We start from the raw sequence: 26147 nt of genomic DNA, 5'->3' as shown, positions 1-26147 counted from the left end.
GCCATTCCCCCATTGCGACGGAATGCGCCCGCGCATCAGATTTCGCGCGGGCGGCGGCGTGGGGCGGCGTCCGACTGGCGGCGGATCAGGCTGTAGTCGAGCAGGCGGTGCGGGGCGGCGTCGCCATTCTTCTGCCGGATGACGGTCGCCATCATCTCCACCGCCGCGCGCGCCATGTCGGCGATCGGCTGGTGAATGGTGGTCAGCTCGGGCCAGATCGTCGTCGACAGGGTGGTGTCGTCGAAGCCGCAAACGGTCAGGTCGCTCGGCACATCCAGCCCGCGCCGGTGCGCCACCGCGACGCTGGCCGCCGCCATGTCGTCGTTGGAGGCGATGATCGCGGTCGGCGGCTCGGGCAGATCGAGCAACCGCTCGGCGGCGTCCAGCCCCGAGCGATAGGTATAGAGGCCGGGCGCGACCAGATCCTCGTCGAACGGCACGCCCATCGCCGCCAGCGCGGCGCGGAACCCCTCGTAACGCCGCGCGCTGGCGGTCAGATTGGGGTTGCCGCAGATGAAGCCGATCCGGCGATGGCCCAGCGTCATCGCATGCCGGGTCATCTCCGCCGCCGCCGCGCGGTCGTCGATCTGCACCGCCATGGTCTTCTCGGGCATCTCCTCGGGCGCGCGACCGGTCGCGACCACCACCGAGGGCACCCCCGCCTCGCGCAGCAGCGCCAGCACCGCGTCCGCCTCGCACAGGGGCGGGGGCAGGATCACGCCATCGATGCCGCCCTTGATCAGGTGCCGCGCCACTTCCATCTCATGATCGCCGATCTCGCACTTCTCGACCACCATCTGCACGTCGAGGCGCGAGGCCTGGTCGAGCGTACCGAGCAGGAATTCGCTCAGATACCCCTGGCTGGGATTGCTGTAGAGCATGCCGACACGAATCTGCGCCGCCCCCGCCAGGCTGCGCGCGGCGGGGTTGGGGGCATAGTTGAGCTGGGCGATCGCCGCTTCCACCTTTTCGCGGGTGGCGGGGCGGACATTGGCCTCGTTGTTGATCACGCGCGAGACGGTCATCAACGAAACACCGGCGGCGCGGGCGACGTCGCTGATCGTGGGAGCGCTGCTGCCGCGGCGCGAAGTCCTGATATTCATGGCGCTACGCTTCCACCTTTCGGACGCCGGACGCAATGCTTTGCGCTCGTTTCCATCCGGGACGACCATGGTAGCGCTTGATTCCCGACGGGCCGGCGTCTAGGGGCCGCATCAGCATCAAGAGTCGGGCCGTCGCCCGGCACCAACCTGCCTCCCGGCAAGGTGGTGCCTCTCCGACAAGGAGGGGGATGTGGCCAGACCGGCAACAACGGGACGATCAGCCACTTTCTCCTCCATCCGACTCGCCCGATTGGACGAAGGATTTGTGATGGACGTGGCCCCCCAGCAATTTGCGAGCGACAATTACGCGGGCATCTGCCCCGAAGCCTGGGCCGCGATGGACCAGGCCAATCGCGGCTATGTCCCCGCTTATGGCGAGGACCCCTATACCGACCGCGCGGCCGACGCCTTTCGCACGCTGTTCCAGACCAAGTGCGAGGTGTTCTTCGCCTTCAACGGCACGGCGGCCAATTCGCTGGCGCTGGCCGCGCTCTGCCAGAGCTATCACAGCGTGATCTGCTCGGCCTCCGCGCATGTGGAGACCGATGAGTGCGGTGCGCCCGAATTCTTCTCCAACGGTTCCAAGCTGCTCGTCGCGCAGACCGAGGACGGCAAGCTGACGCCCGAGGCGGTCCGCGCGCTGGCGACCGGCCGCTCGGACATCCACTTCCCCAAGCCGCGCGCGGTGACGATCACCCAGCCGACCGAGACAGGCCAAGTCTACACGCTGGCCGAGATCCATGCGCTGTCGGCGACCTGCCGCCAACTGGGCCTCAGGCTGCATATGGATGGGGCGCGCTTCGCCAATGCCTGTGCCGCGCTGGGCTGCTCGCCCGCCGACATGACCTGGCGCGCCGGGGTCGATGTGCTCTGCTTCGGCGGCACCAAGAACGGCATGGCGGTGGGAGAGGCGATCCTGTTCTTCGACCGCGTGCTGGCGGAGGATTTCGACTATCGCTGCAAACAGGCGGGGCAGTTGGCGTCGAAGATGCGCTATCTGGCCGCGCCCTGGATCGGGATGCTCGACAGCGGCGCGTGGCTGTCCAACGCCGCGCATGCCAATGCCTGTGCCCGGCGGCTGGCCGACCGGGTGGCGGGCCTTCCCGGCATCGCGCCGATGTTCCCGGTCGAGGCGAATGCGGTGTTCCTCAGCGCACCGCCCGCCGTGCTGGATGGCCTGCGGGCGCGGGGCTGGCGCTTCTACACCTTCATCGGCGGCGGCGCGCGCTTCATGTTCGCCTGGGACGCCGACCCGGCGCGGGTGGACCAGCTGGCCGACGACATCGCGGCGGTGGCGGTCGAGGCGTTGCAGGCGGCGTGACGGGGATTTGGCCGGGCGGCGCGCTCCGTCCGGCCAAGCACTTGATAAGTCGGAAATACTGCCTCATCCTCCGCATCATCGAGGGAGGAACATCGAAATGAAGCGTCATTGGGCAGCGGTCGCCATGGCCGCCGTCATCCTGTCCGCCGCACCGGCGGGTGCACAGTCGTCCGAACCCCGTCCCAAGCCGCAGGAGAAGAAGACCTGTCGCCGGCTGATGCCGACCGGCTCTTTCCTTCCCACGCGCGTGTGCAATACCGAGGCGCAATGGCGCGAGTTCGATGGCGTCAATCAGCAGGGCGTGGGCGAATTCCGCCGCGCGCTCAACATGACCAGCACCAACGAACGCAACCGGCCCAACTGACGGACGCTCCCGCCCCGGCCATGTTGCGTTGGCGGAAGGGTGAGGCGATCAGCGGTCGGCGGGCGCCAGGTCGATCTCCACCCGGCGGTTGCGCGCGCGACCGGCGCTGTCGTCGCTGCCATCGGGCTTGGCATTGGGGGCGATGGGGCGCGTCTCGCCCAACGCGATGAGCTTCATGTCGGCGCGGGCGATCCCCTTACCCGCCAGATAGTCGCGCACCGCCTCGGCCCGCTTGCGCGACATGATGCGGTTGGCCTCGTCATCCCCCTCGCTGTCGGAATGGCCGCTGAGCACGATGCGGCCGCTCTTCACCCTGGGATCGGCGGCGAGCCGGTCGAGCGCCGCGCGTGCATTCTGGTCGAGTGCCGCGCCTCCCTCAACAAAGCCGATGGTCGACAGGCTGGCCCCGGGGTTGGCGGCGACCGCACCGGGCAAGGCGTCGGACCTGGGAGGCATGGCCCCCCTCGTATCGGCGGAGGGTGACGGGTCGGGGACGGGCAGTTCGATCGACACGCCCTTGGCCCCCGCCGCGCGGGCGACCGCCGTATCGCCGGTGTCGCATCCGGCCAAAGCCAAGGCGAGCCCGGTCATGGCCGCCAGCCCCCCCGATCGCATCCGCATTCGCATCCCCCTTGCCCGGTACGGCCCCGACCGATCCGCTCGGACGTGAACCATAAGGGGGCGATTGCTGCGGCGCAAACGGGAGAAGCGCGACACGATGCGTGCGGGAACGGACCAGATCGAGACAGGTGTGCGCGCCTATTCCCCGCTGGGGGGCAGGATGACGCCGCGTTCCTCGCTCAGGATACGCCACCCCGCCAGGAACAACGCCGCAACCACCGGGCCGACGACGATGCCGCTCAGTCCCAGCAGTTCGATCCCGCCGAGCGTGGTCAGGAGCACGATCCAGTCGGGCAGCCCGGTGTCGCGCCCGACCAGGATGGGCCGCAGGATATTGTCGGCCAGGCCGATGACCAGCACGCCCGAGGCGACGACCACCGCCCCCTGCCAGATCGCGCCCGTCGCCAGCAGGTAAATGGCGACCGGCACCCAGATGATCGCCGGGCCGATCGCGGGCAGCAGCGCCGCGATCGCCATCAGCACGCCCCAGAGCAAAGCGGCGGGCACCCCGACGATCCAGAAGGTGATCGCCCCCAGCGCGCCCTGGACCAGCCCGACGATGACCGACCCCTTGATCGTCGCGCGCACCACCGCGACGAAGCTGTCGGCCAGCCGGGCGGCCACGCCCTGCTCCAGCGGCAAGGCACGGACGAAATTCGGGCCCAGCCGGTCGCCGTCGCGGATCAGGAAGAAGGCGACATAGAGGCCGACGCCGAAGGCCAGCGCGAAGGCGAAGGCGTTGCGCCCGATCGACAGCGCCTGGGTCGCGATCTGGCTGACGCTGCTGCTCAAGGTGCGCGAGACGCGCTGTTGCAGCCCCTCGAAACTGCCGATGCCCGAACTGTCCATCATCTGGCGAAGACGGCTGGGCAGCGCGTCGCGCACCTGCTGGAAATATTGCGCGAAATCGATCTGGCCGCTGCGCATCTTCAGATAGACGCCTGACGCCTGATCCACGACCATGCTGCCGATCAGCAGGGTCGGCACGACCACCGCGAAGGTGATGATGAGCATGGTGAGCCCGGCGGCGGTGTTGCGCCGCCCCCCGGTCTTCTCCAGCAGCCAGTGGAACAGCGACCGGAACAGGATCGCCGCCAGCCCCGCCCACAGCAAGGCGATCAGAAAGCCGGAAATGACCGCGATCAGGCCGATGGTGATGAGCGCGAGGAAGAGGATGAATCCCCCCCGTTCGATCTTCTGCCGGTCGATGATCATATGGTCCTCCCCCATTCGCATCGCGGCCTAACCGTCACGTCGCCGCAACGGTTCCGTGATTTGGGTTAATCGGATGACGGGGATGTTACACTTTGGGAAGCCGCCTCCCTCCGTTCGGCCTGAGCGAAGTCGAAGGCCAAGGGAATCCCTTTCCCCGGGATCGCGGCAAAGGTTCAGGCGCGACCTTCGACTTCGCTCAGGCTGAACGGAGTTGGGGAAGTCCGATCCTCCCCGACACGGGGAGGGGGACCATGCGGAGCATGGTGGAGGGGGATCGCCGCCGGGCAAGCCCCCTCCGTCAGCGCTTGCGCGCTGCCACCTCCCCGTGCCGGGGAGGATCGTCCATTACTCCGCCGCGACCGCCTCGACGCTGTCGTCGAGCGGATGCGCCAGGCGGGTCAGCATTTCCTTCGGGCAGACCTGCCAGAAATGCCCGGCGACCCGGTTCCAGTCCTCCAGCAGGCCCTTCGACCACTTGCTATCGGTACGCTCGGCATGTTCGGCGACCAGACCGCGCAACACACCTTCCCAATGCGCCGAGGCGAGCCGCTGCCACACGATATTCTCGGGGTTGGCGCGGCGGGGGAAGCGATCCTCGGGGTCGTAGAGAAAGGCCATGCCGCCGGTCATGCCTGCGCCGAAGTTCGCGCCGACCTCCCCAAGCACGACGGCGGTGCCGCCGGTCATGTACTCGCACCCGTTCGCGCCGCAGCCCTCGACCACCACGGTCGCGCCCGAATTGCGGACCGCGAAACGCTCGCCCGCCTGGCCCGCCGCGAACAGCTTGCCCGAGGTCGCGCCATAGAGGACGGTGTTGCCGATGATCGTGTTGTTCTGGCTGGCCAGCGGCGAGCTGACCGCCGGGCGGACGATGATCGTGCCACCCGACAGGCCCTTGCCGACATAGTCATTGGCGTCGCCGAACACCTCCAGCGTCACGCCCTTGCACAGGAACGCGCCCGCCGACTGGCCCGCGCTCCCGCGCAACCGCACGGTGACGTGGCCATCGGCCAGCTTGCTCATTCCGAACTTGCGGGTGATCTCCGACGATAGCCGCGTGCCGACCGCGCGGTGGGTGTTGCGCACCGAATAGGTCAGCTGCATCTTCTCGCCGCGCGAGAAGACCGCCGATGCGTCCTTGATGATCTGCGCGTCCAGGCTGTCGGGCACTTCGTTGCGGAAGGTCGACAGGCTGAACCGCCGCTCGGCATCGGTCGCATCGACCTTGGCCAGCACCGGGTTGAGGTCGAGATCGTCGAGATGCTCGGCCCCGCGGCTGACCTGGCGGAGCAGCTCGGTCCGCCCGATCACCTCGTTCAGCGACCGCACGCCGAGGCGGGCGAGAATGTCGCGGACTTCCTCGGCGATGAAGGTCATCAGGTTGATGACCTTTTCCGGCGTGCCGGTGAACTTGGCGCGAAGCCGTTCGTCCTGCACGCAGACGCCGACCGGGCAGGTGTTCGAATGGCACTGGCGCACCATGATGCAGCCCATCGCGACGAGGCTCAGCGTGCCGATGCCGAACTCTTCCGCGCCCAGGATCGCCGCGATCACGATGTCACGCCCGGTCTTCAGGCCGCCGTCCGCCCGCAGACGGATACGCCCGCGCAGACCGTTGAGGGTCAGCGTCTGGTTGACCTCCGACAGGCCCATTTCCCAGGGCGTCCCGGCGTATTTGATCGAGGTCTGGGGCGAAGCGCCCGTGCCGCCGACATGGCCCGACACCAGGATGACGTCGGCATGCGCCTTGGCCACGCCCGCCGCGACGGTGCCGATGCCCGCCGAGGAGACGAGCTTCACGCAGACGCGCGCGCGCGGGTTGATCTGCTTGCAGTCATAGATGAGCTGCGCGAGATCCTCGATCGAGTAGATATCGTGGTGCGGCGGCGGCGAGATCAGCGTCACGCCCGGCGTCGCATGGCGAAGCTTGGCGATGAACTCGGTCACCTTGAAGCCGGGCAACTGCCCGCCCTCGCCGGGCTTGGCGCCTTGCGCGACCTTGATCTCGATCTCATCGCAGGCGTTCAGATATTCCGCCGTCACGCCGAAGCGACCGCTCGCGATCTGCTTGATCGTCGAGTTGGCGTTGTCGCCATTATCATAGGGCTGGTAGCGCAGCTTGTCCTCGCCGCCCTCGCCCGACACGGCCTTGGCGCCGATCCGGTTCATCGCGATCGCCAGCGTCTCATGCGCTTCGGGCGACAGCGCGCCCAGCGACATGCCCGGCGTGACGAAGCGCTTGCGGATCTCGGTGATCGCCTCGACCTGATCGACCGGCACGCCTTCGTTCGGGAAGTTGAACTGGAGCAGGTCGCGCAAATAGACCGGCGGCAGGTCGCCGACCCCGCGCGAGAATTGCAGATAGGTCGAATAGCTGTCGGTCGCGACCGCCGTCTGCAACAGGTGCATCAACTGCGCCGAATAGGCATGGGTCTCGCCGCCATCGCGCTGGCGATAGAAGCCGCCGATCGGCAGCGTCGCGACATGCTGGTCCCAGGCCGCCTCGTGGCGGACCATCGCCGAGTAATGGAGCGAGTTGTAACCCTCGCCCGAAATCTTGGCGGGCATGCCGGGGAACAGGTCGTTGACCAGCGCACGGGACAGGCCGACCGCCTCGAAATTATAGCCGCCGCGATAGCTGGAGATCACCGCGATCCCCATCTTGGCCATGATTTTGAGCAGCCCGTCCTCGATCGCGGTGCGATGGTTGGTCAGGCATTGGTCGATGGTGAGGTCGCCGAACAGGCCACGGCCATGACGGTCGACGATCGCCGCTTCGGCCAGATAGGCGTTCACCGTGGTCGCGCCGACGCCGATGAGCACCGCATAATAATGGGTGTCGAGGCATTCGGCCGAGCGGATGTTGATCGACGCATAGGAGCGCAGGCCCCGGCGGACGAGATGCGTGTGCACCGCCGCCGCCGCCAGCACGCCCGCAATCGCGACCCGGCCTTCGGAGACATGCTCGTCGGTCAGGAACAGTTCGGAGCGCCCTTCGCGCACCGCCTGCTCGGCCTGGTTGCGGATGCGCTGGATCGCGGCGCGTAAGCGATCGGGACCGCCCTCCGCCTCGAAGGTGCAGTCGATCTCCGCCGCCGAACGCCCGAAATGCGCCTTCAGACGGTGCCAGTCCGCACCGGTCAGGACCGGCGACGGCAGGACCAGCACACGCTCACGCCGATCCTCGGTGTCGAGGATGTTGGCGAGATTGCCGAACCGGGTCTTGAGCGACATCACATAGCGCTCGCGAAGCGAGTCGATCGGCGGGTTCGTCACTTGGCTGAAATTCTGGCGGAAGAACTGGCTGATGAGGCGCGGCTTGTCGGAGATGACCGCCAGCGGCGTGTCGTCGCCCATCGAGCCGATCGCTTCCTTGCCCCCTTCGGCCATGGGGGACAGGATCAACTCCATATCCTCCATGGTCTGGCCTGCTGCGACCTGACGGCGCAGCATCTCCGCGCGCGGCATCCGCACCAGCGCTTCGTCCTCGGACGGCGCGGGCAACTGGTCCATGGTCAGGAACTCGCCGATCATCGCGGCATAGTCCTGCTCGCCTGCGATCTGGTCCTTGATCGCGCGGTCGTCGTACAGCTTGCCCTCGGCCAGATCGACCGCGATCATCTGCCCCGGCCCCAACCGGCCCTTGGCGGTGATGGTGGCTTCCGGCACCACGACCATGCCGCTTTCCGACCCCACGATCAGCAGGCCGTCGGCGGTCAGCGTATAGCGCAGCGGACGCAACGCGTTGCGGTCCATGCCCGCCACCGCCCAGCGGCCATCGGTCATGGCGAGGGCGGCGGGACCGTCCCATGGCTCCATGACGGAGGCGAGATACTGGTACATCTCGGCATGGGCCTTGGGCGCGTCGAGATCCTTCTGCCACGCCTCGGGCACCAGCATCAGCTTGGCGGTCGGCGCGTCGCGGCCGGAGCGGCAGATCGCCTCGAACACCGCATCCAGCGCGGCGGTATCGGACGCCCCCGCCGGGATCACCGGCTTGATGTCCTCCGAATTGTCGCCGAACGCGATCGAGGCCATGCGGATCTCGTGGCTGAGCATCCAGTTCTTGTTGCCGCGGATCGTGTTGATCTCGCCATTATGCGCCAGGCAGCGGAAGGGCTGCGCCAGCCACCATTGCGGGAAGGTGTTGGTCGAATAACGCTGGTGGAAGATCGCCACGCGGCTTTCGAACCGATGGTCCTGCAAATCCGGGTAAAAGACCGACAGGCTCTCGGCGAGGAACAGCCCCTTGTAGATGATCGAGCGGCAGGACAGCGAACAGATATAGAAGCCGCTGATCTGCGCCGCGATCACCCGCTTTTCGATGCGACGGCGGACCAGATACAGGTTCTTCTCGAACTCGGCGGCATCGACCTCGTCGGGCATCGGCCCGGCGATCATGATCTGCTCGATCTCCGGCCGGGTCGCCTGCGCCTTCAACCCGATGACCGACACGTCGACCGGCACCTGGCGCCAGCCATAGATGGTGTAGCCCGCCTCGATGATGACGCTCTCGACGATGGTGCGGCAGGTTTCCTGCGCGCCCAGATCGGTGCGCGGCATGAAGATCATGCCGACCGCCAGCCGGTTGGGCAGCACCTTGTGCCCCGACGCGGCAATGGCGTCGTCGAAGAACCGATGTGGCAGGTCGACATGCAGCCCGGCCCCGTCGCCGGTCTTGCCGTCCGCATCCACCGCGCCCCGGTGCCACACCGCCTTCAGCGCGTCGATCGCCGACTGGACGACCCGACGCGAGGGCTGGCCATCGGTGGCCGCGACCATGCCGACGCCGCACGCATCGCCCTCGAATTCGGGGCGGTACATGCCGTGCTCGGCGAGATATTGGCGCTGGTCGGTCATCATGTCTTGTCCTGCTGGAACGTCCTGCATCGAGATGGCGTCGCGCATCATGCGGCCACCTTTTCGCGCGCGCCGATCTTCGCGCGTGCCTTCAGCCATTTGTGCATCGCCTGCGCTACATCGCGACCGTCACGGATCGCCCACACCACTAGGCTCGCCCCGCGCACGATGTCTCCGGCCGCGAACACGCCGTCCAGGCTGGTCATCAGCGTACGACCATCGACCAGCACCGTGCCCCAGCGGCTGACGCCCAGTTCCGCCGTACCGAACAGGCTGGGCAGGTCCTCGGCATCGAAGCCCAGTGCCTTGATGACCATGTCCGCCTCCAGCAGATGGTCGGCACCCGGCTCGACTTCCGGCGCGCGCCGTCCGCTGGCGTCGGGTGCGCCCAGCCGCATCTTGGCGGCGCGCACGCCCGTCACCGTCTCGCCCCCCTCGAAGCCGAGCGGCGCGGACAGCCAGACGAATTCGGCCCCCTCTTCCTCCGCATTGGCGACTTCGCGCTGCGAGCCAGGCATATTGGCGCGGTCGCGGCGATAGAGGCACTTCACCGACTTGGCCCCCTGGCGGATCGCGGTGCGGACGCAGTCCATCGCGGTGTCGCCGCCGCCGATCACGACGACATTCTTGCCCTCGGCGTTCAGCGAGCCATTCTCGAACGCCTCGACCGTGTCGCCGAAGCTCTTGCGGTTGGACGCGGTCAGATAGTCGAGCGCGGCGATCACGCCGTTCGCGCCCGAACCGTCCACATCGACATTGCGCGCCTTGTATACGCCGGTCGCGATCAGCACCGCGTCATGGCGACGGCGCAGGTCCTCCAGCGTCGCATCCTCGCCGACCGAGAAGCCCTCGTGGAAGACGATGCCGCCCGCCTTCAGCCGCTCGACCCGGCGCATGACGACGGGCTTTTCCAGCTTGAAACCGGGAATGCCATAGGTCAGCAGCCCGCCCGCACGGTCGTGCCGGTCATAGACATGGACATCGTAACCCGAGACGCGCAGATATTCCGCCGCCGTCAGGCCCGCAGGGCCCGCGCCGATCACCGCGACCGACTGGCCCCGCTCGGGCCCCGGCACCAGCGGCTCGACCCAACCCTCTTCCCAGGCGGTGTCGGTGATGAACTTTTCGACAGAGCCAATCGTGACCGCGCCGTGACCCGAAAATTCGATGACGCAATTGCCCTCGCACAGCCGGTCCTGCGGGCAGATGCGGCCGCAGATTTCCGGCATGGTCGAGGTGCTGTTGGACAGTTCATAGGCCTCGCGCAGCCGCCCCTCGGCGGTCAGGCGCAGCCAGTCGGGGATATGGTTGTGCAGCGGGCAATGGACCGAGCAATAGGGCACGCCGCATTGCGAGCAGCGCCCCGCCTGATCCTCCGCCGCCGGGGGCGCATAACGTTCGGCGATCTCGCGGAAATCCTCCGCGCGCGCCTCGGCAGCCCGCTTGGCCGGATAAGCCTGCTCGCGGCCTACAAACTTCAGCATAGAATCGTTCGCCATATGCGCCTCCGAAGAGCCGGATATTGCGCGAACGACCTTATGTCACCTTAAAATCGACATATAGGACATAATTGATGCCCTATTTATACACTTCAAACCGGGCAAACGCCGCTTATTGCGACCAACCCGCAATAAATAAGGTCCATTCCGGTATCAATGCATGGTCAGCAGGGCCAAGGCGATGCCGCCCGCGACGATTCGGTACCAGGCAAAGGGGCCGAAACCATGTTTTCCCACGATTCCAACGAACCAGCGCACCACCAGCAACGCGACGACGAACGCCACGATAAAGCCGATCGCGATTTCCAGCGGTCCGACGCTGTTCCCGGCGCGCATCGCATCCATATGCCCCGCCGTCTCCACGACGCTGGCCCCCAGCATGGTGGGGATAGCGAGGAAGAAGCTGAACTCCGCCGCCGTGCGCCGCTCGACGCCCAGGGTCAGCGCGCCCAGAATCGTCGCGCCCGAACGGCTGACCCCCGGAATCATCGCCAGACATTGGAGGAAGCCGACGCCCAGCGCCGTCTTGGCAGGCACCGCCGCGATGCCGCGCGTATTGCCGGGCTTCACCAGCCGCTCGATCACCAGGATCGCGACGCCGCCGACGATCAGCGCGATCGCCACGACCTTGGGCTGGAGCAGCAGCGCCTCGATATGCTTCTTTGCCAGTACCCCGATGACGGCGGCGGGGATGAAGGCGATCAGCAGGTTGCGCACGAAGCGGATCGAGCCGGGATCGCGCCTGGCCAGCCCGACCAGCACCGTCCAGAAGGTCCGCCAGTAGAGGACAACGACCGCCAGGATCGCGCCCAGCTGGATGACGATATTGAACATCTGCCACCGATCATCGTCATAGCCGAGCAGCGCGCCCGCCAGAATCAGATGGCCGGTGGACGATACCGGCAGGAATTCGGTGACCCCCTCGACAATGCCGAGGATGATGGCGGCTATCAGATCGTTCACGCAAGTCCCCAAAAAATAAGCCCCGCCGCCATAGGGCGACGGGGCGATGAGCGAAACGGCAAAGACGGCGAGACCGGGACGGTTCAGGCCGCCAGGGTCTCCGTCCGTCGTCCGAAACGCCCCGCCTTGCGGAATCGCACCAGATAGTCGGGTGCGACCGCCGCCAGCGGCGCGGGCGTGACGCCCAGTTCGGCCAGACCCGGCGCACCGGCGGCGACGACATTGTCCTGTTGCAGCATCAGCCACTGGTCCCGGCTGATCGGCGAGCCCGGCAGGCGCGCCAGCAGCGCCCCGGCAAAGTCCGGCAGTTCGACGAAATTCGGCTTGCGGCCCAGCGTCTTGGCGATCCAGCGGATCAGCTCGCCCATCGCAATCACGTCCGGCCCGCCCAGCTCATAGATATGGCCGCCATGCGCTTCGGGATCGCGCAGCGCGGTGGCCACCGCCTCGCCCACGTCCCCGGCGAAGACCGGCTGGAACTTCACGCCCGCGCGCAGGATCGGCACGATCGGGGCCGACACCATGCCCGCGAACCGGTTCACGAACTGATCCTCGCGCCCGAACACGATCGAGGGGCGAAGGATGGTCGCGTCCGGGAAAGCCTGACGCACCGCCGCCTCGCCCTGCCCCTTGGAGCGGGCATAGGCCGCCGCGCCATTCTCGTCCGCGCCGATCGCCGAGACATGGACCAGCGCGCCGACACCGGCATGGCGTACGGCCTCGGCGACCGCGCGCGCGCCATCGACGTGGATACGCTGCATATTGCCGCCCATCACGCCGACCAGATTGACGACCGCATCCGCCCCCTCGACCGCGCGCGCCACCGTGTCCGGGCGGGCGATATCGACCGCGACGAACTGGGTCTGGCCCAAGCCGCCCTGGGTGCGAAGGAAATAGGCCTGACGCGGGTCGCGCTGTGCGATCCGCACCCGCGTTCCGTCGCGCATCAACTCGCGTGCGACATAGCGGCCCAGAAAGCCCCCGCCGCCGATCAGCGTCACCAGCTTGTTCGTCATGCCCGTCCTTATTCGCCAGATTTTTCGTGCACCGCCCCTTTGCCCCGCAAAAAAGCCGTTGACAAGGATTCGAACCCTCCCCTAAAGGCGCGGACCTACCCCGTGCCCAGATGGCGGAATTGGTAGACGCACCAGCTTCAGGTGCTGGCGATCGCAAGGTCGTGGAGGTTCGAGTCCTCTTCTGGGCACCACTTTCCAACATTGGTGGAAAATGTGAGGCGGCTGTCGAAAGACGGCCGCCGACACGTGCTTGTCGCGTTGCTTTCGGCGGACGGGCCGAATTCGGTACCGATGTTTCTGGTCCCCCGGACCGGGCGACGATCGGGGCAACAATATGCTTGCCAATATTCCCCCCTTTGCGGATGACCGACCCGACAGCCGCAAGACAAGTTCGGTGACGGGGCGAAAGCGACGATGGTCCTGATCAAGACGGGATTGATCTATTTCGATCAGGCGATCCGCCAAGGGTCGATCCGCAAGGCGGCGGAATCGCTCAACATCGCCTCCTCGGCGGTCAATCGCCAGTTGTTGCAGCTGGAGGACGAGCTTCAGGTGCAGTTGTTCGTCCGTATGCCGCGCGGCATACGCCCGACGGCGGCGGGCGAGGCGCTGCTCGGCTATATCCGGCGCTGGAAGCGCGAAAGCGTCGCGCTGCACCACGAAATGCTGCGGTTGCGCGGTGGGGAGCGCGGCGTGATCCGCATCGCCGCCGCCGAAAGCCTGGCGGACCAGCTCGTTCCCCGCGCCATCGCCCGCCACCAGGAACGCTTTCCCCTGATCGAATTTTCGCTGCTGGCCGGGGACAATCACCGGGTGAAGGCGGAATTGCTGGCCAAGGAGGCGGACGTCATCTGCGCCTTCGACCTGACCGGAACCCCGCGCACCGCGACGGTGGCGCATGTCCACACGCCGATCGGCGTCATCGTGCCGCCGGGCCATCCCCTGGCCGCGCTGGACCGGGTGACGCTGGCCGACTGTATCCCGCATCCGGTGGTGACGCCGAACGACGACTGGCTGAAGCAGAGCGTCCTCCACGATCTGTTCGACGCCAGCGACGTGCCGCTGAAGCGCGTCGCCACGGTTGAGCGGATCGACACGCTGAAGAATCTGGTCCGCGCGCGTGTCGGCATCGCCTTCCTGTCGCGCATCGGGCTGGAGCGCGAGCTGACGGCGGGCGAGCTGTGCTGGGTGCCGCTGGCCGAGGGGATCGTCCGTCCGGCCAGCGTCTCGATGCTGCTGCAACGCGGGCGGGTGCTGCCCATCTATCTCAGCAGCTTTGTCGACATTCTGAAGGAGGAGTTTGCGCGGCTGGACGAATGACGGGCTCCGCCTCCGCCGCGTCGGCCAGCCGCCGCGCCAGGAAGGCGCAGGCGATCAGCTGCAACTGGTGGAAGACCATGACCGGCAGCAGGACGATGCCGACCTGCGCGGGCGGGAACAACACCCCCGCCATCGGCACACCGGTCGCCAGGCTCTTCTTCGATCCGCAGAAGCGCATCACGACCGCGTCCGCCGGGGCCAGCTTCATCGCGCGCGCCATCACCCCGGTCAGCACCAGTACCAGCGCCAGCAGCAGCGCGCACCACCCGACCAGCGCGGCCAGCTCCGCCGCCCCGACCCGCGACCACAGTCCCTCGCTCACCGCCGCGCCGAACGCGGTATAGACGACCAGCAGGATCGACCCGCGATCCAGCGTGGTGACCAGCCGCTTGCGCGCCGCGATCCACTCGCCGATCCACGGGCGCAGCATATGCCCCGCCGCGAACGGCACCAGCAATTGCAGCACGATGGTGCGCACCGACTCGAACGACAGCGCGACCCCGCCCGTGCCGGGCAGCAGCAAAGCGGCGAGCGCGGGCGTGACCGCGATACCCAGCAGGTTGGACAGCGACGCGCTGCACACCGCCGCCGCGACATTGCCGCGCGCGATGGCGGTGAAGGCGATCGAGGATTGCACCGTCGAAGGCAGCAGGGTGAGGAACAGCAAGCCGGTGGCCAGGTTCGGCGCGGCCAGCCCGCCGATGATGAGGCCGAGCAGCGGGAACAGCACGAAGCTGGTCGCCAGGATCGCGCCGTGCAACCGCCAGTGCCGCGCCCCCGCCAGCAGCGCGCTGCGCGACAGTTTCGCGCCATGGACGAAGAACAAAGCGACGATGGCGGTATCGGCGAGGATGTCGAAGAACGGGACTCCGGCCCCGCGCGGCGGCAGCAGCGTCGCGATCAGCACTGTCGCCAGCAGCATCAGCACATAGGGTTCGATGGTCGCGAGCAGTCGGCGGATCATCGCGTCACTCCGGTGCGAAACATGCGGGTCAACTGCCCCGATAGGTGGAATAGCTATAGGGCGAGACGAGCAGCGGCACATGATAATGCCCCCCCGCCCCGGCGATCCCGAAGTCGATCGTCACCCGGTCCAGAAAGGGCGGATCGGCCAGCGCGACTCCGATGCCACGGAAATAATCCGCCACCGCGAAGCGCAACACATAACGCCCCGGCGACAGACGCAGCGTCGCCAGTTCCGGGCAGCGCCCATCCGCATTGGTCCACCCCTCGAACAGTCGCGCGCCCTCCCCGTCGAGCAGGGTGACCACGATCCCCGCCGCCGGGCCGCCGCGCACCGTGTCGAGGACATGGGTGGACAGGGTCGCGCTCATGCCGACGCCGCCATGCGCGGCCAGGAGCCGAGGAATTCGGGCTCGTCATAGTCCAGATAGGCCACCATCATCGCGTCGCGATCATCGACGAACAACTGGTCGGCGACCCCCGCCACCAGCCGGGGCAGCGCGTGACGAAGCCCCGACAGTGCCGAGGCGGACAGGCCCAGGCTGACAAGCCCCGAATAGTTGAACGCGAACAGCCCATGCAGCGCCGCCGCATGGGTAGGCTCGCGCGGCAGGAACTGGAAATTCGGGCCCAGATAGGGGTGCGCGTCGATCAGCGGATGGGCGCTCGCCGGATCCGCCGGTCGATAGCGGTCGGACCAGCGCGCAATGCCGTCCGCGACCAGCGCCAGTTCGGGCCGCAGGGCCGGGTCGGTGACCAGGCCGGTCGACAGGACGAGGAAGTCGAACGTCTCGGTCCCGCGCGGGGTCGTCACCGCCACCCCCTCGCCGGCGTCGGCTACGTCGAGCCAGGGTGTGCCGAGATGCAGATGGAAGCCAGGCAGCGCCGAGGCACGGTCGAAGGTGTCGTTGGTCGGCGGCTGGCTGCGGTCGAAAAAGGAGACCATCATCCGATATTTGGCGTCATCGTCCAACGCGGCGAAGCGGCCTACGATGCCGCTGCGCTCCATATGCCGGATCGGGTTGACGCGCGGCAAGGCGGGGCGGCGGACAAAGACATGCGCCTCCGCCACCCCGGCGGACAGCGCGGCATGGGCATTGTCGAACGCCGAGGCGCCCGCCCCCAGCAGCGCGATCCGCTTCCCCGCCAGTGCGGCATAGTCGATCGCGGCGGAGGTATGGGCATAAAGCGTCGGGGCCAGGCGGTCGCGCACCATCGGGGGGACATGCCAATGGCCCCCGCCCTGGATGCCGGTCGCCAGCACCACCTTGCGCGCGAGCAGCGGCGCATCGTCCGCCAGATGGACCCGGAACCGCCCCCCGAGCGGCTCGATCAGCGTCACCCGCGCCTCGTTGCGCACCGGCAGGTTCAGCACCGCGCGATACCAGCGCAGATAGGCCATCCAGTCGCGCCGGGGGATCTTGTCCAGCGCCTCCCACCCTTGCGCCCCATGCTGCGCCTCCCAAAAGGCGCGGAAGGTCAGCGAGGGGATGCCTAAGTCGATGGCGGTCAGATGCTTGGGTGTGCGCAGCGTCATCATCCGCGCATAGGTGTCCCACGGCCCCTCATAGCCCGCCGGATTCTCGTCCAGCACCAGGATGTCGGACACCCGCTCGCGCATCAGGCCGAAGGCCGCGCCCAGCCCGCTCTGCCCACCGCCGACGATGATGACGTCATGGACATGGCCCTCCGCATCGCTTTGCGGCCGGGTCCAGGTCGGGCCGCCATGCGCCAGGCGTTCGAGATCGGTCGCGACCTGCTGCGCCAAAGCGGCCAGGCCGATGGGATGGGTCATGACAGGGTCTCCAGTCGCAGGCGGACGATATGGCCGATCTCGGTCAGGGCGGTGGCGATCTCCGTCTCTCGATCATGCTCCAGCCGCTCGGCCATGGCGCGGAGGATGCCCGCCCGGTCGGTCCGCCGGACGCAGATGACGAAGGGAAAGCCGAACCGCTCGCGATAGGCGGCGTTGAGCGCATGGAAGTGTTCGAATTCCTCGGGGGTCATGCGGTCCAGTCCGGCGGACGCCTGTTCGCTCTGCGATTCGGCGGTCAGCGTGCCCGCGATGGCGGCACGTCCGGCGAGTTCGGGATGGGCGCGGATCACCGACAGGCGTTCTTCAGGCGTGGCCGCGTCCAGCACCGCCATGATGGCTTCCCCCACATCGGCGAAGGGTCGCCGTACGGCCGCGCGTTCCACCACCCAGGGCGAATGCTCGACCACGCTGCCATAGCGGGCGACGAAGGCCGCGTCCGACAGGCTGTTGAAATCGCTCATGATCCGCTCCCCTCGATGGAGACATGCGCGGCCACCACCTTCCACCCATCGGCGAAGCGGACCCATGTCTGGCTCTGTCGCCCGCGCCTTGTGTCGCCTTCGCGGAAGAACTCGGCATGGGCGGTGGCATGATCGTGGCCGAAACTATGGATCGCGACCTGGCCCAGCCGACGCTGCGGCGATCCGCCGCGCCCCCTGCGAAAGGCGCGAATGGCCTCCGCGCCGTACAGCACCTCGCCCACGCCATAGCGGATGGTGCTGGGGTGATCGTGGAACAGCCGGTCCATGGCGGGCACGTCATCGGCCATCAGCGCGGCTTCATAGGCCAGGAAGGCGGCCGTCACCTCGGCCACGACTTGCGGGTCGTCGATCGTCATGCGGGGTGTACCTGTTGCCAGTGTCGGGCGATGTCGATGCGGCGCGCGATCCAGGCGTCGCCGCTGGTGACCACATGGTCGACGAAGCGGGCGAGCGCCGCCGCGCGGCCGGGACGACCCGCGATGCGTCCGTGCAGGCCCACCGACATCATCCGCCCGCCCTCGGCGCGCAACTGCTCGAAGGTATCGCGTAGATAGCGGAAAAAGGGCTCGCCATCGGCAAAGCCGTTATAGGCGACGAACTTCATGTCATTGGCGTCGAGCGTATAGGGCACGATCAACTGCGCCCGCCCGCCATTGGCCCCGGCATGGCGACGATCCCAATAGGGCAGGTCGTCGGCATAGCTGTCCGCATCATAGACGAACCCACCTTCGGCGGCGACCAGCGCGGCGGTCGCGGGCGAGGTCCGCCCCTGATACCAGCCGAGCGGCCGCGTGCCGGTCAGCCGGGTGTGCAGCGCGATCGCCTCGGCGATATGCGCGCGCTCCACCTCGGGCGGGACATATTGATAGTCGATCCAGCGCAGGCCGTGGCTGGCAATCTCCCAATCGGCGGACAGCATCGCATCGACCGTCGCCGGATTGGCGGCCATGGCGGTGGCGACCGCAAAGGCCGTGACCGGCACCTGCCTCTCGGCGAACAGGCGATGCAGCCGCCAGAAACCGGCGCGCGCGCCATATTCGTACAGGCTTTCCATCGCCATGGCGCGCGCCGGATGGCTGGCCGCGCCGACCATCTCCGACAGGAACGCCTCCGACCCGGCATCGCCGTTCAGGACGCAATTCTCCGCGCCCTCCTCGACATTGACGACGAACTGGACCGCGACGCGCGCCCCGCCCGGCCAGCGGGGATCGGGCGGCGTCGGGCCATAGCCCACCAGGTCACGCGCGGCGCTCATGCGGCATAGCTTTCCAGCGCGGCATCGACCCCGGCCCCGGCGGGCAGCGCCAGCCCCTCGGCCCGGAGCACCGCCTCCAGCGCGGCGAGGGTCAGCAGCACCTTATGCTTCATGGCGTTATATCCCATCGCGCCGATGCGCCACATCCGGCCCTGGAGCGGGCCGAAGGCGGTGCCGATCTCGATCTCGAAATCCTGACGCATCCGGGCGCGCACCCGTTCGCCGTCCACGCCTTGCGGGATCAGGATGCCAGTAACGTTGGTCATGCGGAAACGGTCGTCGCCGAACACCTCCAGCCCCAGCGCCCGCGCGCCCGCCACCACCGCCCGACCCGCCGCCGCATGGCGCGCGAACCGCGCCTCCAGCCCCTCGCCCAGCGCGATCCGGGCGCATTCGCGCGCGCCGTAGAGCATGGTCGTCGCCTCGGTATGGTGGTTCAGCCGCTTCTCCGACCAATAGTCCATGACCATGGCGAGATCGAAATAGTTGGAGCCGATCCGTACGCCCCCCGCATCGGCCAGGTCGTCACGGCGAATGCCCTTTTCGACATGGCGACGGCTGAGGATATGTTCGGCGGCGCGGGGCGAGACGGTGATCGGCGCCGATCCCGACGGACCGCCCAGGCATTTCTGCAGGCCGCCGGTCACGATGTCCGCGCCCCAGCGGTCGGTGGCGATTGCCATGCCCCCGATGGTCGCGGTCGCATCGACATAGAGATACGCCCCCGCCGCCCGGACCAGCGCCCCCACCCCGTCCAGCGGCTGCGCCATGGTGGTCGAGGTATCGCCATGGACGCAGGCGACGACCATCGGCTCGGTACGCGCAATGGCCTCGGCGATGGCGTCGAGCGGCACCGTCTCGCCCCAAGGCACCGACAATCGCTCGACCCGCGCGCCGATCCGCTCGCCGATTTCCTGCAACAGCAACCCGAAGCGGCCGAAATCGACGACCAGCAGCCGGTCGCCGGGCGCGAGCAGCGACACCAAGGACGCCTCGATGGCGGCACGCGCGGTGCCGTCGATCAGGAAGGTCCAGTGATTGTCGGTGCCGAACACCGGGCGATACAGCGCCATCACCTGGTTCATGTACCCGGTCATTTCCGGGTCGAACTGGCCGAGCAGATCGGCGCTCATCGCGCGCAGCACGCGCGGATGGGCATTGACCGGGCCCGGCCCCATCAACAGGCGCTGCGGCGGGTCGATCTCGCCGAAAAGGTCAGGCGTCACGATGGTCTTCTCCCAAAAGCTCGATAAAGCCGCGCATCGCGGCGAGGGCGGCATCGGCGTCGGCCGGGTCGACATGCTCGGCCGGATGATGGCTGACCCCTCCGGCACAGCGCAGGAACAGCATCGCGACGGGGCCGAGCGTCGCCATCGCCATCGCGTCATGCCCCGCCCCCGACATCAGCCGCCGGGCGGGCTGGCCGGTCGCCAGGATCGCGGTGTCGAGCAGGTCCATCAGCCGGGGATCGCAGGGCGTCGGGGCCAGGTCGTGAATCGTCGCGACGGCCAGCGCGACGTCGCGTTCGCGGGTGATGGCCTGCATCGCCTCGCCGATGGCGGCGGCGGCCCGATCGCGTCGTTCGGTGGTGCCGGCGCGGATGTCGATGGTGAAGCGCACCTCACCCGCGATCACATTCGCAGCGCCCGGCGCGACCGCCATCCGCCCGACCGTCGCCACCAGTTCGGAATGGTCGGCGAGCGCGATGTCCTCGATCGCCGCGACCATGCGCGCGGCGGCGGCGAGCGCATCGCGACGTAGCGACATCGTCACCGTCCCGGCATGGCCCGCCACGCCCGTCACCGTCACTTCCAGACGGAGTTGCGCCGCGATGCCGGTGACATTGCCCAGCGCCAGCCCCTCGGCCTCCAGCACCGGGCCCTGTTCGATATGCGCTTCCAGATAGGCGAGCATCATGCCCGGCGCGCGCGCCGCCGTGGCGAGCGCCTCCGCCCGGCTGCCGAACTCGCGCAGCGCGGCATCCACGCCGATCCCTTGCGCATCGGCCATATCGACCGCACCGGGCGGCAGCGTCCCCGCGACCGCACGGCTGCCCAGCATCGCGGCGGGGAAGCGCGATCCCTCCTCGTCGCCAAAGCCGATCACCTCGATGGCGAAGGGCAGGCGGCGGCCCTCGGCGTGAAGCGCGGCGACGCATTCGATGCCCAGCATCACGCCCAGTGGCCCGTCATAGGCCCCGCCGTCGCGGACGCTGTCCAGATGGCTGCCGATCACCAGCGCGGGGGCGTCGGGGCGCTGCCCCTCATAGCGGCCGATCAGGTTGATCGCGGCGTCGCGGCGCACCGTCATGCCCGCCTCTTCCATCCAGCCGCCGACCCGCTCGATGGTCGCGCGATAGGCAGGCGTCAGCCAGCCGCGAAACAGCCGGTCGGGCGCATCGCTATAGGGCGCGCGCGACAGTTCCAGACAGCGCGCCGCCGCGCGGGCCCCGGAGGCGATCACCATGTCGCCACCATCCCGTCGCTACGCGGATCGGTCGCCCCTTCGATCAGGCCGCCCGGATGGCGCAGGATCGCCCCCGCATGGCCCATCATCGACGACCAGCCGGGCACGGTCTCGACCGCATGACCCGCCGCCCGCAATTGCTCGTACAGGGCCGGGTCGAACCCCTCTTCGATCTTCAGCGTCGTGCTCTGTTCGCCCCAAGTCCGCCCCAACAGCCAGCGCGGGGCATCCACCGCCGCCTGCAAGGGCTGGCCGAAGACAGCATGGCGGGTGAAGATCGCCGCCTGGGTCTGGGGCTGCCCCTCGCCCCCCATCGTGCCATAGGCCATGACCCGGCCGTCCTCGAACCGGGCCAGCGCCGGGTTCAGCGTGTGGAAGGGCCGCGCGCCGGGGCGCAGCCGGTTGGGGCCGTCACCATCCAGCGCGAAGGAGCATCCCCGATTCTGCCAGGTGATGCCGGTGCGCGGCAGGACGATACCGGATCCGAACTCGAAATAGGTGCTCTGGATACAGCTGACGACCTGTCCGCGGGCATCGGCCGCGCCGAACCAGGTGGTGTCGCCCAGCGCCGGGGGATGCGGCCAGGGCGCGGCGCGGTCCGGGCTGATCGCGCCCGCCATCCGGTCGAGCGCGGTCCGGTCGTTCAGCAAGGCCTGCGCATCGCCGGTCATCGTCGCCGGATCGCCGACATGCGCGTCTCGCCAGCGAAATGCCTGCTTCGTCGCCTCGACCAGCCGGTGGACATGGTCGAACCCATCGGCTTCGCCCGCGCCCAGCCGGTCGAACAGCGCCAGGATCAGCAACGCGGCCACCCCTTGCGTCGGCGGCGGCAGGTTGAACAGCCGTGCGCCCGCAATGTCCAGGGCGAGCGGCGCGACCGGCCGCGCGGCGAAGGCGGCCAGGTCGGCCGCCGCAAGCGGACTGCCCAGCATCATCAGGTCGGCGGCGATGTCCCCCGCCAGCGCGCCGCGATAAAAGCCGTCCAGCCCTTCGCCCGCCAGCCGCTCCAGCGTCGTCGCGAGAGCGGGCTGGCGGAGTATGTCACCCTCGGCCAGCGGGCGTCCCTCGGGCTCGAACACCCGCGCATAGTCGCCGGGCAGATCGCGCAGCGCCGCAGAGGCGGCGGCGGCGACCTGTGCCCCTCCGGCGGTGACGGCCACCCCGGTCCGCGCATGGTGGATCGCGTCACGCAACAGTCGGTCGAGCGAGAGGGTCGCGCCGCTCTGCGTCAAGGCCGCCTGCCATCCCGCGACGGTGCCCGCGACCGTGTTCGCCGCCAGGGGGCCGCGCCACGGGATCGTCTGATGGTCGCGATATAGTTCGCGATCCGCCGCCAGCGCCGCCGCGCCGCAGCCGTCCATGGCCCAGGTCCCTCCGTCCGGCTCGACGACCAGCCAGAAGCCGTCGCCGCCGATCCCGGTCATATGCGGATAGACGACCGCCAGGCAGGCCGCCGTCGCCACCGCCGCCTCCACGGCCGAGCCGCCCTCGGCCAGCACGTCGCGTCCGGCCTGCGCCGCCAGATGATGCGGCGCGCTGACCATACCGCGCAGTGAACGGGGGGTTGCGCGCATCACGCCGCCGCCCTCCGGACGGGGGTACAGGCGACAAGCCCCGCCGCGACCAGCGCGGAGGCCGTTCGAAACAGCAATGCCTCGCGCCCCGGAGCGGCGATCAACTGCACCCCGATCGGCATCGCGCCCTCGGGCTGGCACAGCGGCACCGACAGGATCGGCACACCGGCCAGGCTGAGCGGCTGGGTATGCAGCCCCAGATCGGCGCGCGCCGACAGGGTCTGGCCCTCGATCACGATGGTCGTCGCGTCGATCCGGGGGGCTGACATCGGCGTCGCGGGGGCCAGCAACAGGTCGTGCGTCGCCAGCGCCGCGTTCAGTTCGGCCGTAAAGCGTTCGGCCACCGCCTCCGCCTCACGCACCGCCGCCACCGGCTGAAGCGCGCCCGCGATCAGCCGGTCGCGTGTCGCCGGATCGAACGCCATCGCGTCACGGCGCAGCGCCGCCAGATGGCGATGCCCGCCCTCCGCGCCGGTCAGCACGAACCCCGCCGAGCGCGCGGCGGCGGCGGAGGGCAGCACGACCGGCGGCGCAGCCTCCAGATGCTCGGCGATCCGCGCGATCCCGGCGAGCACCACCGGATCGGCCAGCCCCGCAAACCATCCGCCGAGCGCGGCGACGCGCAGCGGCCCCGCCACAGGCGACAACACCCCGCCCATCACCTGATGCGCGACCGCGAGATCCTCGGGCGAGCGGGCAAAGCAGCCCACCGTGTCCAGCCGCTCGACAAAGGGATAGACGCCCTCGACCGACAAGGCCCCGAAGGTCGGGCGCAGGCCATAGATGCCGCACAGGCTGGCGGGTACGCGGATCGACCCGTTGGTGTCCGATCCCAGCGCCAGCGGCACCAGCCCCGCCCCCACCAGCGCCGCCGATCCGCCCGACGATCCGCCCGCCAGCCGCTCGGGATCGTGCGGGTTGCGGGTGGTGCCGTAATGCGCGTTCTCGGTCGAGAAGCCATAGGCGAACTCGTCCATATTGGTCGTCGCGACCAGCACCGCTCCGGCCGCGCGCAGCCGCGCGACGACCTCGGCATCGCCTGTCGCCGCCGGGGCATCGGCGCGTTGCCGCGCCCCGGCGGTGGTCGTCTCTCCGGCGATGTCGAACAGATCCTTGACCGCAAAGGGCACCCCCGCCAGCGGCCCCGGATCACCCCGGGCGGCGACCACCGCATCGACCCGCTCGGCATCGGCCAGCGCATGGTCGCGCAACAGCCGGGTGGCGGCGTTCAGCACTCCTTGCGCGGCGATGCGGTCGAGCGTCTCTACCGCAATTCTCTGCGCGGAACGCCGCCCCGCGCGGACATCGGCGGCGATGGCGAGAGCCGTGTCCATCATCGCGCCTCCCCCTGGGCCGCTTCTCTGACGACCGCATGATGACGCGCCAGCAGCCGCTGATTGGCGACCACCCCTTCCACCGCCGCCGCCGGCAGGACCAGCCCGAGACGCTCGGCCAACAGCATGGCGAGCCGCCGTTCCTCCTCGGTCGCCTGGGTCATGCGGTCGTCTCCGTGAATGATGCCTCACGGTGTTAGCGTCGCCGAACCGGTCTCCAGAAGCGCAATATTCCGCCCCGAGCGTACGCATTTTTCGCGCACTCGCCGCACCGCATCAGTCGAAGGACTGGCGCTCGAACCGGTCGAAGTCGCGTTCCAGCCGGGCCTCCAGGCGCGCCTTGGCATGGGTGGCGGTGAAGGCGCGGCAGGTTTCCGAGGCAAGGCTCCGGCAGGCGGCGACGCGCAGGCCCCCCGCCCGGTCCTGCCACAGGCTCGCGCCCGGCAGGAACGCATAATGGAGCGAATCGCGCACCATCTGCTTCAGGTCGCTGTAGCGCAGCCGCTGTTCGGTCACGCCGCGCAGATATTCGTTCGTCATGTCGCTGCGCGAGACGCCTTCGTCATCGGTCGACAGCACGACCGGCACCCCCGCCTGACGATAGAGCGACAGCGGATGGTCGCGGCCCTTCACGCCCAGGATCACCGCATTGCTGGTCAGGTTGATCTCCACCGCCACCCGGTCGCGCGCCATGCGCGCCAGCAGCGCGCGGGCATCGGTTTCATAGGCGATGTCGACGCCGTGCCCGATCCGCTTGGCGCCCGCGACCTCCACGGCGTCGCGGATGTGGAACGCCAGGTCGCGCGGCGGCACCAGCCCCAGCGTCAGCTCGCCCGCATGGAGCGACAGCGGCACCGCCGGATAACGCTGCTTCAGGAAACGCAGCATCCGCATGTGCAGGGCATAGTCGCGGATCGCGACCGGATCATGTTCGGGCGCGACGATGTTGACCGCGACGAAGCGCGGATCGGCCTGCACCAGCGCGAAGCCGAGCGCGAGTTCGGCGAACACCTGCACCGGCGACCGGGTGCGGATGGCGGCATATTGATAGCGGATTTCGGTCGCGCAAGACGGCTTCGGGCTGGCGGTGGCGCAATCATCGATCGCGGCCATTTCCGCATCATATTGGTCATATTCCGCCCGTGTCGCCTGCACCGCACCCGGCAGTTCGGGGGCGATCCGCGTGTACAATGCGGCGAGGTCCTGCACATCGCCCTCGCCGACCTTGGCCAGCAACGGCTGCGTCGCCACCGAGCCGGTGCTGAGTTCGGCATAGGACACGCCATCGGCCGCCGCCTGTTGCCGGGCGAGCGCGATCACTTGGCCACCGTGCCGCGCGGCGATGGGCCAGAAGGCGGCGAAGGTCGAAAAGAAGCGATCATAGCCCGCCACGCGCGGATCGCCGGTCCCCGCCTCCTGCCCGCGCGTGGAGAAGCCGTCGATGAGCGCCGCATAGCGCGGATAATCCCGCTCCAGCCCCGCCGCCGCGACCCGGCCCGACGCATCGCAGGGGGGCGGCGCGACGCCCACCGGATCGGTCGACAGGCACAGCCCGTCCGCCGCCGCCCAGCGCAGCATGTCCTCGGCATAGATCGCGCCGCCCGCATGATTGTGCAGGTCGCCGCCCTTGGGCATCGCTTGCAGGAACAGGCGCAGGCGCGGCGGGCTGTCCGCGATCCGGTCGAGATAGGCCGCCGTTCGGGCCTCGGCCGTCTCCGGGGTACGCGATACCGCCGCTCCGCCCGAAAGCGCCATGGCCAGGGTCATCACGCTTGCCGCAGCGGAGCGCATACGCCTCCAGCCGCCATTCCCACCGGCGTTCATCCGCTATTCCCCCTTGATGATGCCCGCCTGTCTAGGGGCGGCGTTCCGCCGCGCCCATCGCAATATCCGGCACGTCGCGTTGCCGGAAAACGCGCGGGGGCCGGCTCATAATCGCTTAATTCTCCCTCTCCCGTGGACAGGATGCCTCTGC

Annotated in this window: 22 protein-coding genes, 1 tRNA gene and 1 riboswitch; of the genes, 4 read left to right on the top strand and 19 right to left on the bottom strand. The window is 68.6% G+C overall.

What is annotated here, in order from left to right:
* Positions 1 to 35: 35 nt before the first annotated feature.
* Positions 36 to 1103: a LacI family DNA-binding transcriptional regulator gene (locus SM191_RS07580; protein ID WP_341505647.1), complete on the bottom strand. Its 1068-nt coding sequence runs from the start codon at positions 1101 to 1103 to the stop codon at positions 36 to 38.
* Between the two features lie 109 nt (positions 1104 to 1212).
* A riboswitch (SAM-I-IV-variant riboswitch) is annotated at positions 1213 to 1323 on the top strand.
* A gap of 48 nt (positions 1324 to 1371) precedes the next feature.
* Here SM191_RS07580 and SM191_RS07575 point away from each other — a divergent pair.
* Together SM191_RS07575 and SM191_RS07570 are read left to right on the top strand one after the other, a co-directional pair.
* Positions 1372 to 2424, top strand: coding sequence for a threonine aldolase family protein (locus SM191_RS07575; protein WP_341505646.1), 1053 nt, complete (start codon positions 1372 to 1374; stop codon positions 2422 to 2424).
* A gap of 97 nt (positions 2425 to 2521) precedes the next feature.
* Positions 2522 to 2788, top strand: a complete 267-nt coding sequence (locus SM191_RS07570) for a hypothetical protein (protein ID WP_341505645.1) — start codon at positions 2522 to 2524, stop codon at positions 2786 to 2788.
* A gap of 48 nt (positions 2789 to 2836) precedes the next feature.
* Here SM191_RS07570 and SM191_RS07565 read toward each other — a convergent pair whose 3' ends face one another.
* The 6 genes from SM191_RS07565 to SM191_RS07540 all read right to left on the bottom strand — a co-directional run bounded on the left by SM191_RS07565 (position 2837) and on the right by SM191_RS07540 (position 12962).
* Positions 2837 to 3409 (bottom strand): OmpA family protein, encoded by a 573-nt coding sequence (locus SM191_RS07565; RefSeq protein ID WP_341505644.1) that lies wholly within the window; start codon positions 3407 to 3409, stop codon positions 2837 to 2839.
* Between the two features lie 138 nt (positions 3410 to 3547).
* A complete protein-coding gene (locus tag SM191_RS07560; protein ID WP_341505643.1) occupies positions 3548 to 4624 on the bottom strand; it encodes an AI-2E family transporter in 1077 nt (358 codons plus the stop codon).
* A 345-nt stretch (positions 4625 to 4969) separates the two neighbouring features.
* Positions 4970 to 9484 carry a glutamate synthase large subunit gene (gene gltB, locus SM191_RS07555; RefSeq protein ID WP_445949828.1) on the bottom strand — a complete coding sequence of 1505 codons (4515 nt, stop codon included), beginning with the start codon at positions 9482 to 9484 and terminating at the stop codon, positions 4970 to 4972.
* Between the two features lie 47 nt (positions 9485 to 9531).
* On the bottom strand, positions 9532 to 10983 hold the full coding sequence (locus SM191_RS07550; protein ID WP_341505642.1) for an NAD(P)-dependent oxidoreductase: 1452 nt from the start codon (positions 10981 to 10983) through the stop codon (positions 9532 to 9534).
* Positions 10984 to 11136: 153 nt separating this feature from the next.
* Positions 11137 to 11946 carry an undecaprenyl-diphosphate phosphatase gene (locus SM191_RS07545; protein WP_306997399.1) on the bottom strand — a complete coding sequence of 270 codons (810 nt, stop codon included), beginning with the start codon at positions 11944 to 11946 and terminating at the stop codon, positions 11137 to 11139.
* Positions 11947 to 12029: 83 nt separating this feature from the next.
* The gene (locus SM191_RS07540) at positions 12030 to 12962 is read right to left on the bottom strand and encodes a complex I NDUFA9 subunit family protein (protein ID WP_341505641.1); all 933 of its coding nucleotides are present in this window, start codon (positions 12960 to 12962) and stop codon (positions 12030 to 12032) included.
* Between the two features lie 104 nt (positions 12963 to 13066).
* Between SM191_RS07540 and SM191_RS07535 the strand changes: the two genes are divergently transcribed.
* Together SM191_RS07535 and SM191_RS07530 are read left to right on the top strand one after the other, a co-directional pair.
* A tRNA-Leu gene (locus SM191_RS07535) sits at positions 13067 to 13153 on the top strand.
* A 223-nt stretch (positions 13154 to 13376) separates the two neighbouring features.
* Positions 13377 to 14282 (top strand): LysR family transcriptional regulator, encoded by a 906-nt coding sequence (locus tag SM191_RS07530; RefSeq protein WP_341505640.1) that lies wholly within the window; start codon positions 13377 to 13379, stop codon positions 14280 to 14282.
* Here the strand turns inward: SM191_RS07530 and SM191_RS07525 are convergent.
* From SM191_RS07525 to SM191_RS07470, 12 genes are all read right to left on the bottom strand, one after another.
* On the bottom strand, positions 14230 to 15246 hold the full coding sequence (locus SM191_RS07525; RefSeq protein ID WP_341505639.1) for a bile acid:sodium symporter family protein: 1017 nt from the start codon (positions 15244 to 15246) through the stop codon (positions 14230 to 14232). The two genes, SM191_RS07530 and SM191_RS07525, sit on opposite strands and share 53 nt — an antisense overlap.
* A gap of 28 nt (positions 15247 to 15274) precedes the next feature.
* Positions 15275 to 15616, bottom strand: a complete 342-nt coding sequence (gene uraH / locus SM191_RS07520; protein ID WP_341505638.1) for a hydroxyisourate hydrolase — start codon at positions 15614 to 15616, stop codon at positions 15275 to 15277.
* Positions 15613 to 17040: an NAD(P)/FAD-dependent oxidoreductase gene (locus SM191_RS07515; protein ID WP_341505637.1), complete on the bottom strand. Its 1428-nt coding sequence runs from the start codon at positions 17038 to 17040 to the stop codon at positions 15613 to 15615. The genes uraH and SM191_RS07515 overlap by 4 nt, the downstream gene beginning before the upstream one ends.
* Positions 17037 to 17522, bottom strand: a complete 486-nt coding sequence (uraD, locus tag SM191_RS07510; RefSeq protein WP_341505636.1) for a 2-oxo-4-hydroxy-4-carboxy-5-ureidoimidazoline decarboxylase — start codon at positions 17520 to 17522, stop codon at positions 17037 to 17039. Before uraD ends, SM191_RS07515 begins: the two co-directional genes overlap by 4 nt.
* Positions 17519 to 17899, bottom strand: a complete 381-nt coding sequence (gene hpxZ, locus SM191_RS07505) for an oxalurate catabolism protein HpxZ (RefSeq protein WP_341505635.1) — start codon at positions 17897 to 17899, stop codon at positions 17519 to 17521. The genes uraD and hpxZ overlap by 4 nt, the downstream gene beginning before the upstream one ends.
* On the bottom strand, positions 17896 to 18798 hold the full coding sequence (gene puuE, locus SM191_RS07500; protein WP_341505634.1) for an allantoinase PuuE: 903 nt from the start codon (positions 18796 to 18798) through the stop codon (positions 17896 to 17898). Before puuE ends, hpxZ begins: the two co-directional genes overlap by 4 nt.
* Positions 18795 to 19976, bottom strand: a complete 1182-nt coding sequence (locus SM191_RS07495; RefSeq protein WP_341505666.1) for a pyridoxal-phosphate-dependent aminotransferase family protein — start codon at positions 19974 to 19976, stop codon at positions 18795 to 18797. The genes puuE and SM191_RS07495 overlap by 4 nt, the downstream gene beginning before the upstream one ends.
* Positions 19977 to 20013: 37 nt before the next feature.
* Positions 20014 to 21264 carry an allantoate amidohydrolase gene (locus SM191_RS07490; RefSeq protein WP_341505633.1) on the bottom strand — a complete coding sequence of 417 codons (1251 nt, stop codon included), beginning with the start codon at positions 21262 to 21264 and terminating at the stop codon, positions 20014 to 20016.
* Positions 21258 to 22838 carry a gamma-glutamyltransferase family protein gene (locus SM191_RS07485; protein WP_341505632.1) on the bottom strand — a complete coding sequence of 527 codons (1581 nt, stop codon included), beginning with the start codon at positions 22836 to 22838 and terminating at the stop codon, positions 21258 to 21260. Before SM191_RS07485 ends, SM191_RS07490 begins: the two co-directional genes overlap by 7 nt.
* On the bottom strand, positions 22838 to 24175 hold the full coding sequence (locus tag SM191_RS07480; RefSeq protein ID WP_341505631.1) for an AtzE family amidohydrolase: 1338 nt from the start codon (positions 24173 to 24175) through the stop codon (positions 22838 to 22840). The genes SM191_RS07485 and SM191_RS07480 overlap by 1 nt, the downstream gene beginning before the upstream one ends.
* Positions 24172 to 24336 (bottom strand): hypothetical protein, encoded by a 165-nt coding sequence (locus SM191_RS07475; RefSeq protein ID WP_341505630.1) that lies wholly within the window; start codon positions 24334 to 24336, stop codon positions 24172 to 24174. The genes SM191_RS07480 and SM191_RS07475 overlap by 4 nt, the downstream gene beginning before the upstream one ends.
* A gap of 112 nt (positions 24337 to 24448) precedes the next feature.
* Positions 24449 to 25939 (bottom strand): adenosine deaminase family protein, encoded by a 1491-nt coding sequence (locus SM191_RS07470; RefSeq protein WP_341505629.1) that lies wholly within the window; start codon positions 25937 to 25939, stop codon positions 24449 to 24451.
* Between the last annotated feature and the right edge of the window lie 208 nt (positions 25940 to 26147).

It is taken from the genome of Sphingomonas sp. 2378, from assembly GCF_038084995.1.
Taxonomy (GTDB): domain Bacteria; phylum Pseudomonadota; class Alphaproteobacteria; order Sphingomonadales; family Sphingomonadaceae; genus Sphingomonas.
Note: the sequence above shows the minus strand (reverse complement) of the source record. Positions and strands in the feature narration are given on the sequence as shown.

Excerpts from the sequence above, each read along its gene's own strand:
- SM191_RS07580 (WP_341505647.1), bottom strand. The coding sequence starts at position 1,103 with ATGAATATCAGGACTTCGCGCCGCGGCAGCAGCGCTCCCACGATCAGC.
- SM191_RS07575 (WP_341505646.1), top strand. The coding sequence starts at position 1,372 with ATGGACGTGGCCCCCCAGCAATTTGCGAGCGACAATTACGCGGGCATC.
- SM191_RS07515 (WP_341505637.1), bottom strand. The coding sequence starts at position 17,040 with ATGACCCATCCCATCGGCCTGGCCGCTTTGGCGCAGCAGGTCGCGACC.
- uraD (WP_341505636.1), bottom strand. The coding sequence starts at position 17,522 with ATGAGCGATTTCAACAGCCTGTCGGACGCGGCCTTCGTCGCCCGCTAT.
- SM191_RS07485 (WP_341505632.1), bottom strand. The coding sequence starts at position 22,838 with ATGCGCGCAACCCCCCGTTCACTGCGCGGTATGGTCAGCGCGCCGCAT.
- SM191_RS07565 (WP_341505644.1), bottom strand. The coding sequence starts at position 3,409 with ATGCGGATGCGATCGGGGGGGCTGGCGGCCATGACCGGGCTCGCCTTG.
- hpxZ (WP_341505635.1), bottom strand. The coding sequence starts at position 17,899 with ATGACGATCGACGACCCGCAAGTCGTGGCCGAGGTGACGGCCGCCTTC.
- SM191_RS07490 (WP_341505633.1), bottom strand. The coding sequence starts at position 21,264 with ATGGTGATCGCCTCCGGGGCCCGCGCGGCGGCGCGCTGTCTGGAACTG.
- SM191_RS07560 (WP_341505643.1), bottom strand. The coding sequence starts at position 4,624 with ATGATCATCGACCGGCAGAAGATCGAACGGGGGGGATTCATCCTCTTC.
- SM191_RS07540 (WP_341505641.1), bottom strand. The coding sequence starts at position 12,962 with ATGACGAACAAGCTGGTGACGCTGATCGGCGGCGGGGGCTTTCTGGGC.
- SM191_RS07550 (WP_341505642.1), bottom strand. The coding sequence starts at position 10,983 with ATGGCGAACGATTCTATGCTGAAGTTTGTAGGCCGCGAGCAGGCTTAT.
- SM191_RS07570 (WP_341505645.1), top strand. The coding sequence starts at position 2,522 with ATGAAGCGTCATTGGGCAGCGGTCGCCATGGCCGCCGTCATCCTGTCC.
- gltB (WP_445949828.1), bottom strand. The coding sequence starts at position 9,484 with ATGACCGACCAGCGCCAATATCTCGCCGAGCACGGCATGTACCGCCCC.
- uraH (WP_341505638.1), bottom strand. The coding sequence starts at position 15,616 with ATGAGCGCGACCCTGTCCACCCATGTCCTCGACACGGTGCGCGGCGGC.
- SM191_RS07525 (WP_341505639.1), bottom strand. The coding sequence starts at position 15,246 with ATGATCCGCCGACTGCTCGCGACCATCGAACCCTATGTGCTGATGCTG.
- SM191_RS07475 (WP_341505630.1), bottom strand. The coding sequence starts at position 24,336 with ATGACCCAGGCGACCGAGGAGGAACGGCGGCTCGCCATGCTGTTGGCC.
- puuE (WP_341505634.1), bottom strand. The coding sequence starts at position 18,798 with ATGAGCGCCGCGCGTGACCTGGTGGGCTATGGCCCGACGCCGCCCGAT.
- SM191_RS07495 (WP_341505666.1), bottom strand. The coding sequence starts at position 19,976 with ATGGGGCCGGGCCCGGTCAATGCCCATCCGCGCGTGCTGCGCGCGATG.
- SM191_RS07530 (WP_341505640.1), top strand. The coding sequence starts at position 13,377 with ATGGTCCTGATCAAGACGGGATTGATCTATTTCGATCAGGCGATCCGC.
- SM191_RS07470 (WP_341505629.1), bottom strand. The coding sequence starts at position 25,939 with ATGACCCTGGCCATGGCGCTTTCGGGCGGAGCGGCGGTATCGCGTACC.
- SM191_RS07480 (WP_341505631.1), bottom strand. The coding sequence starts at position 24,175 with ATGATGGACACGGCTCTCGCCATCGCCGCCGATGTCCGCGCGGGGCGG.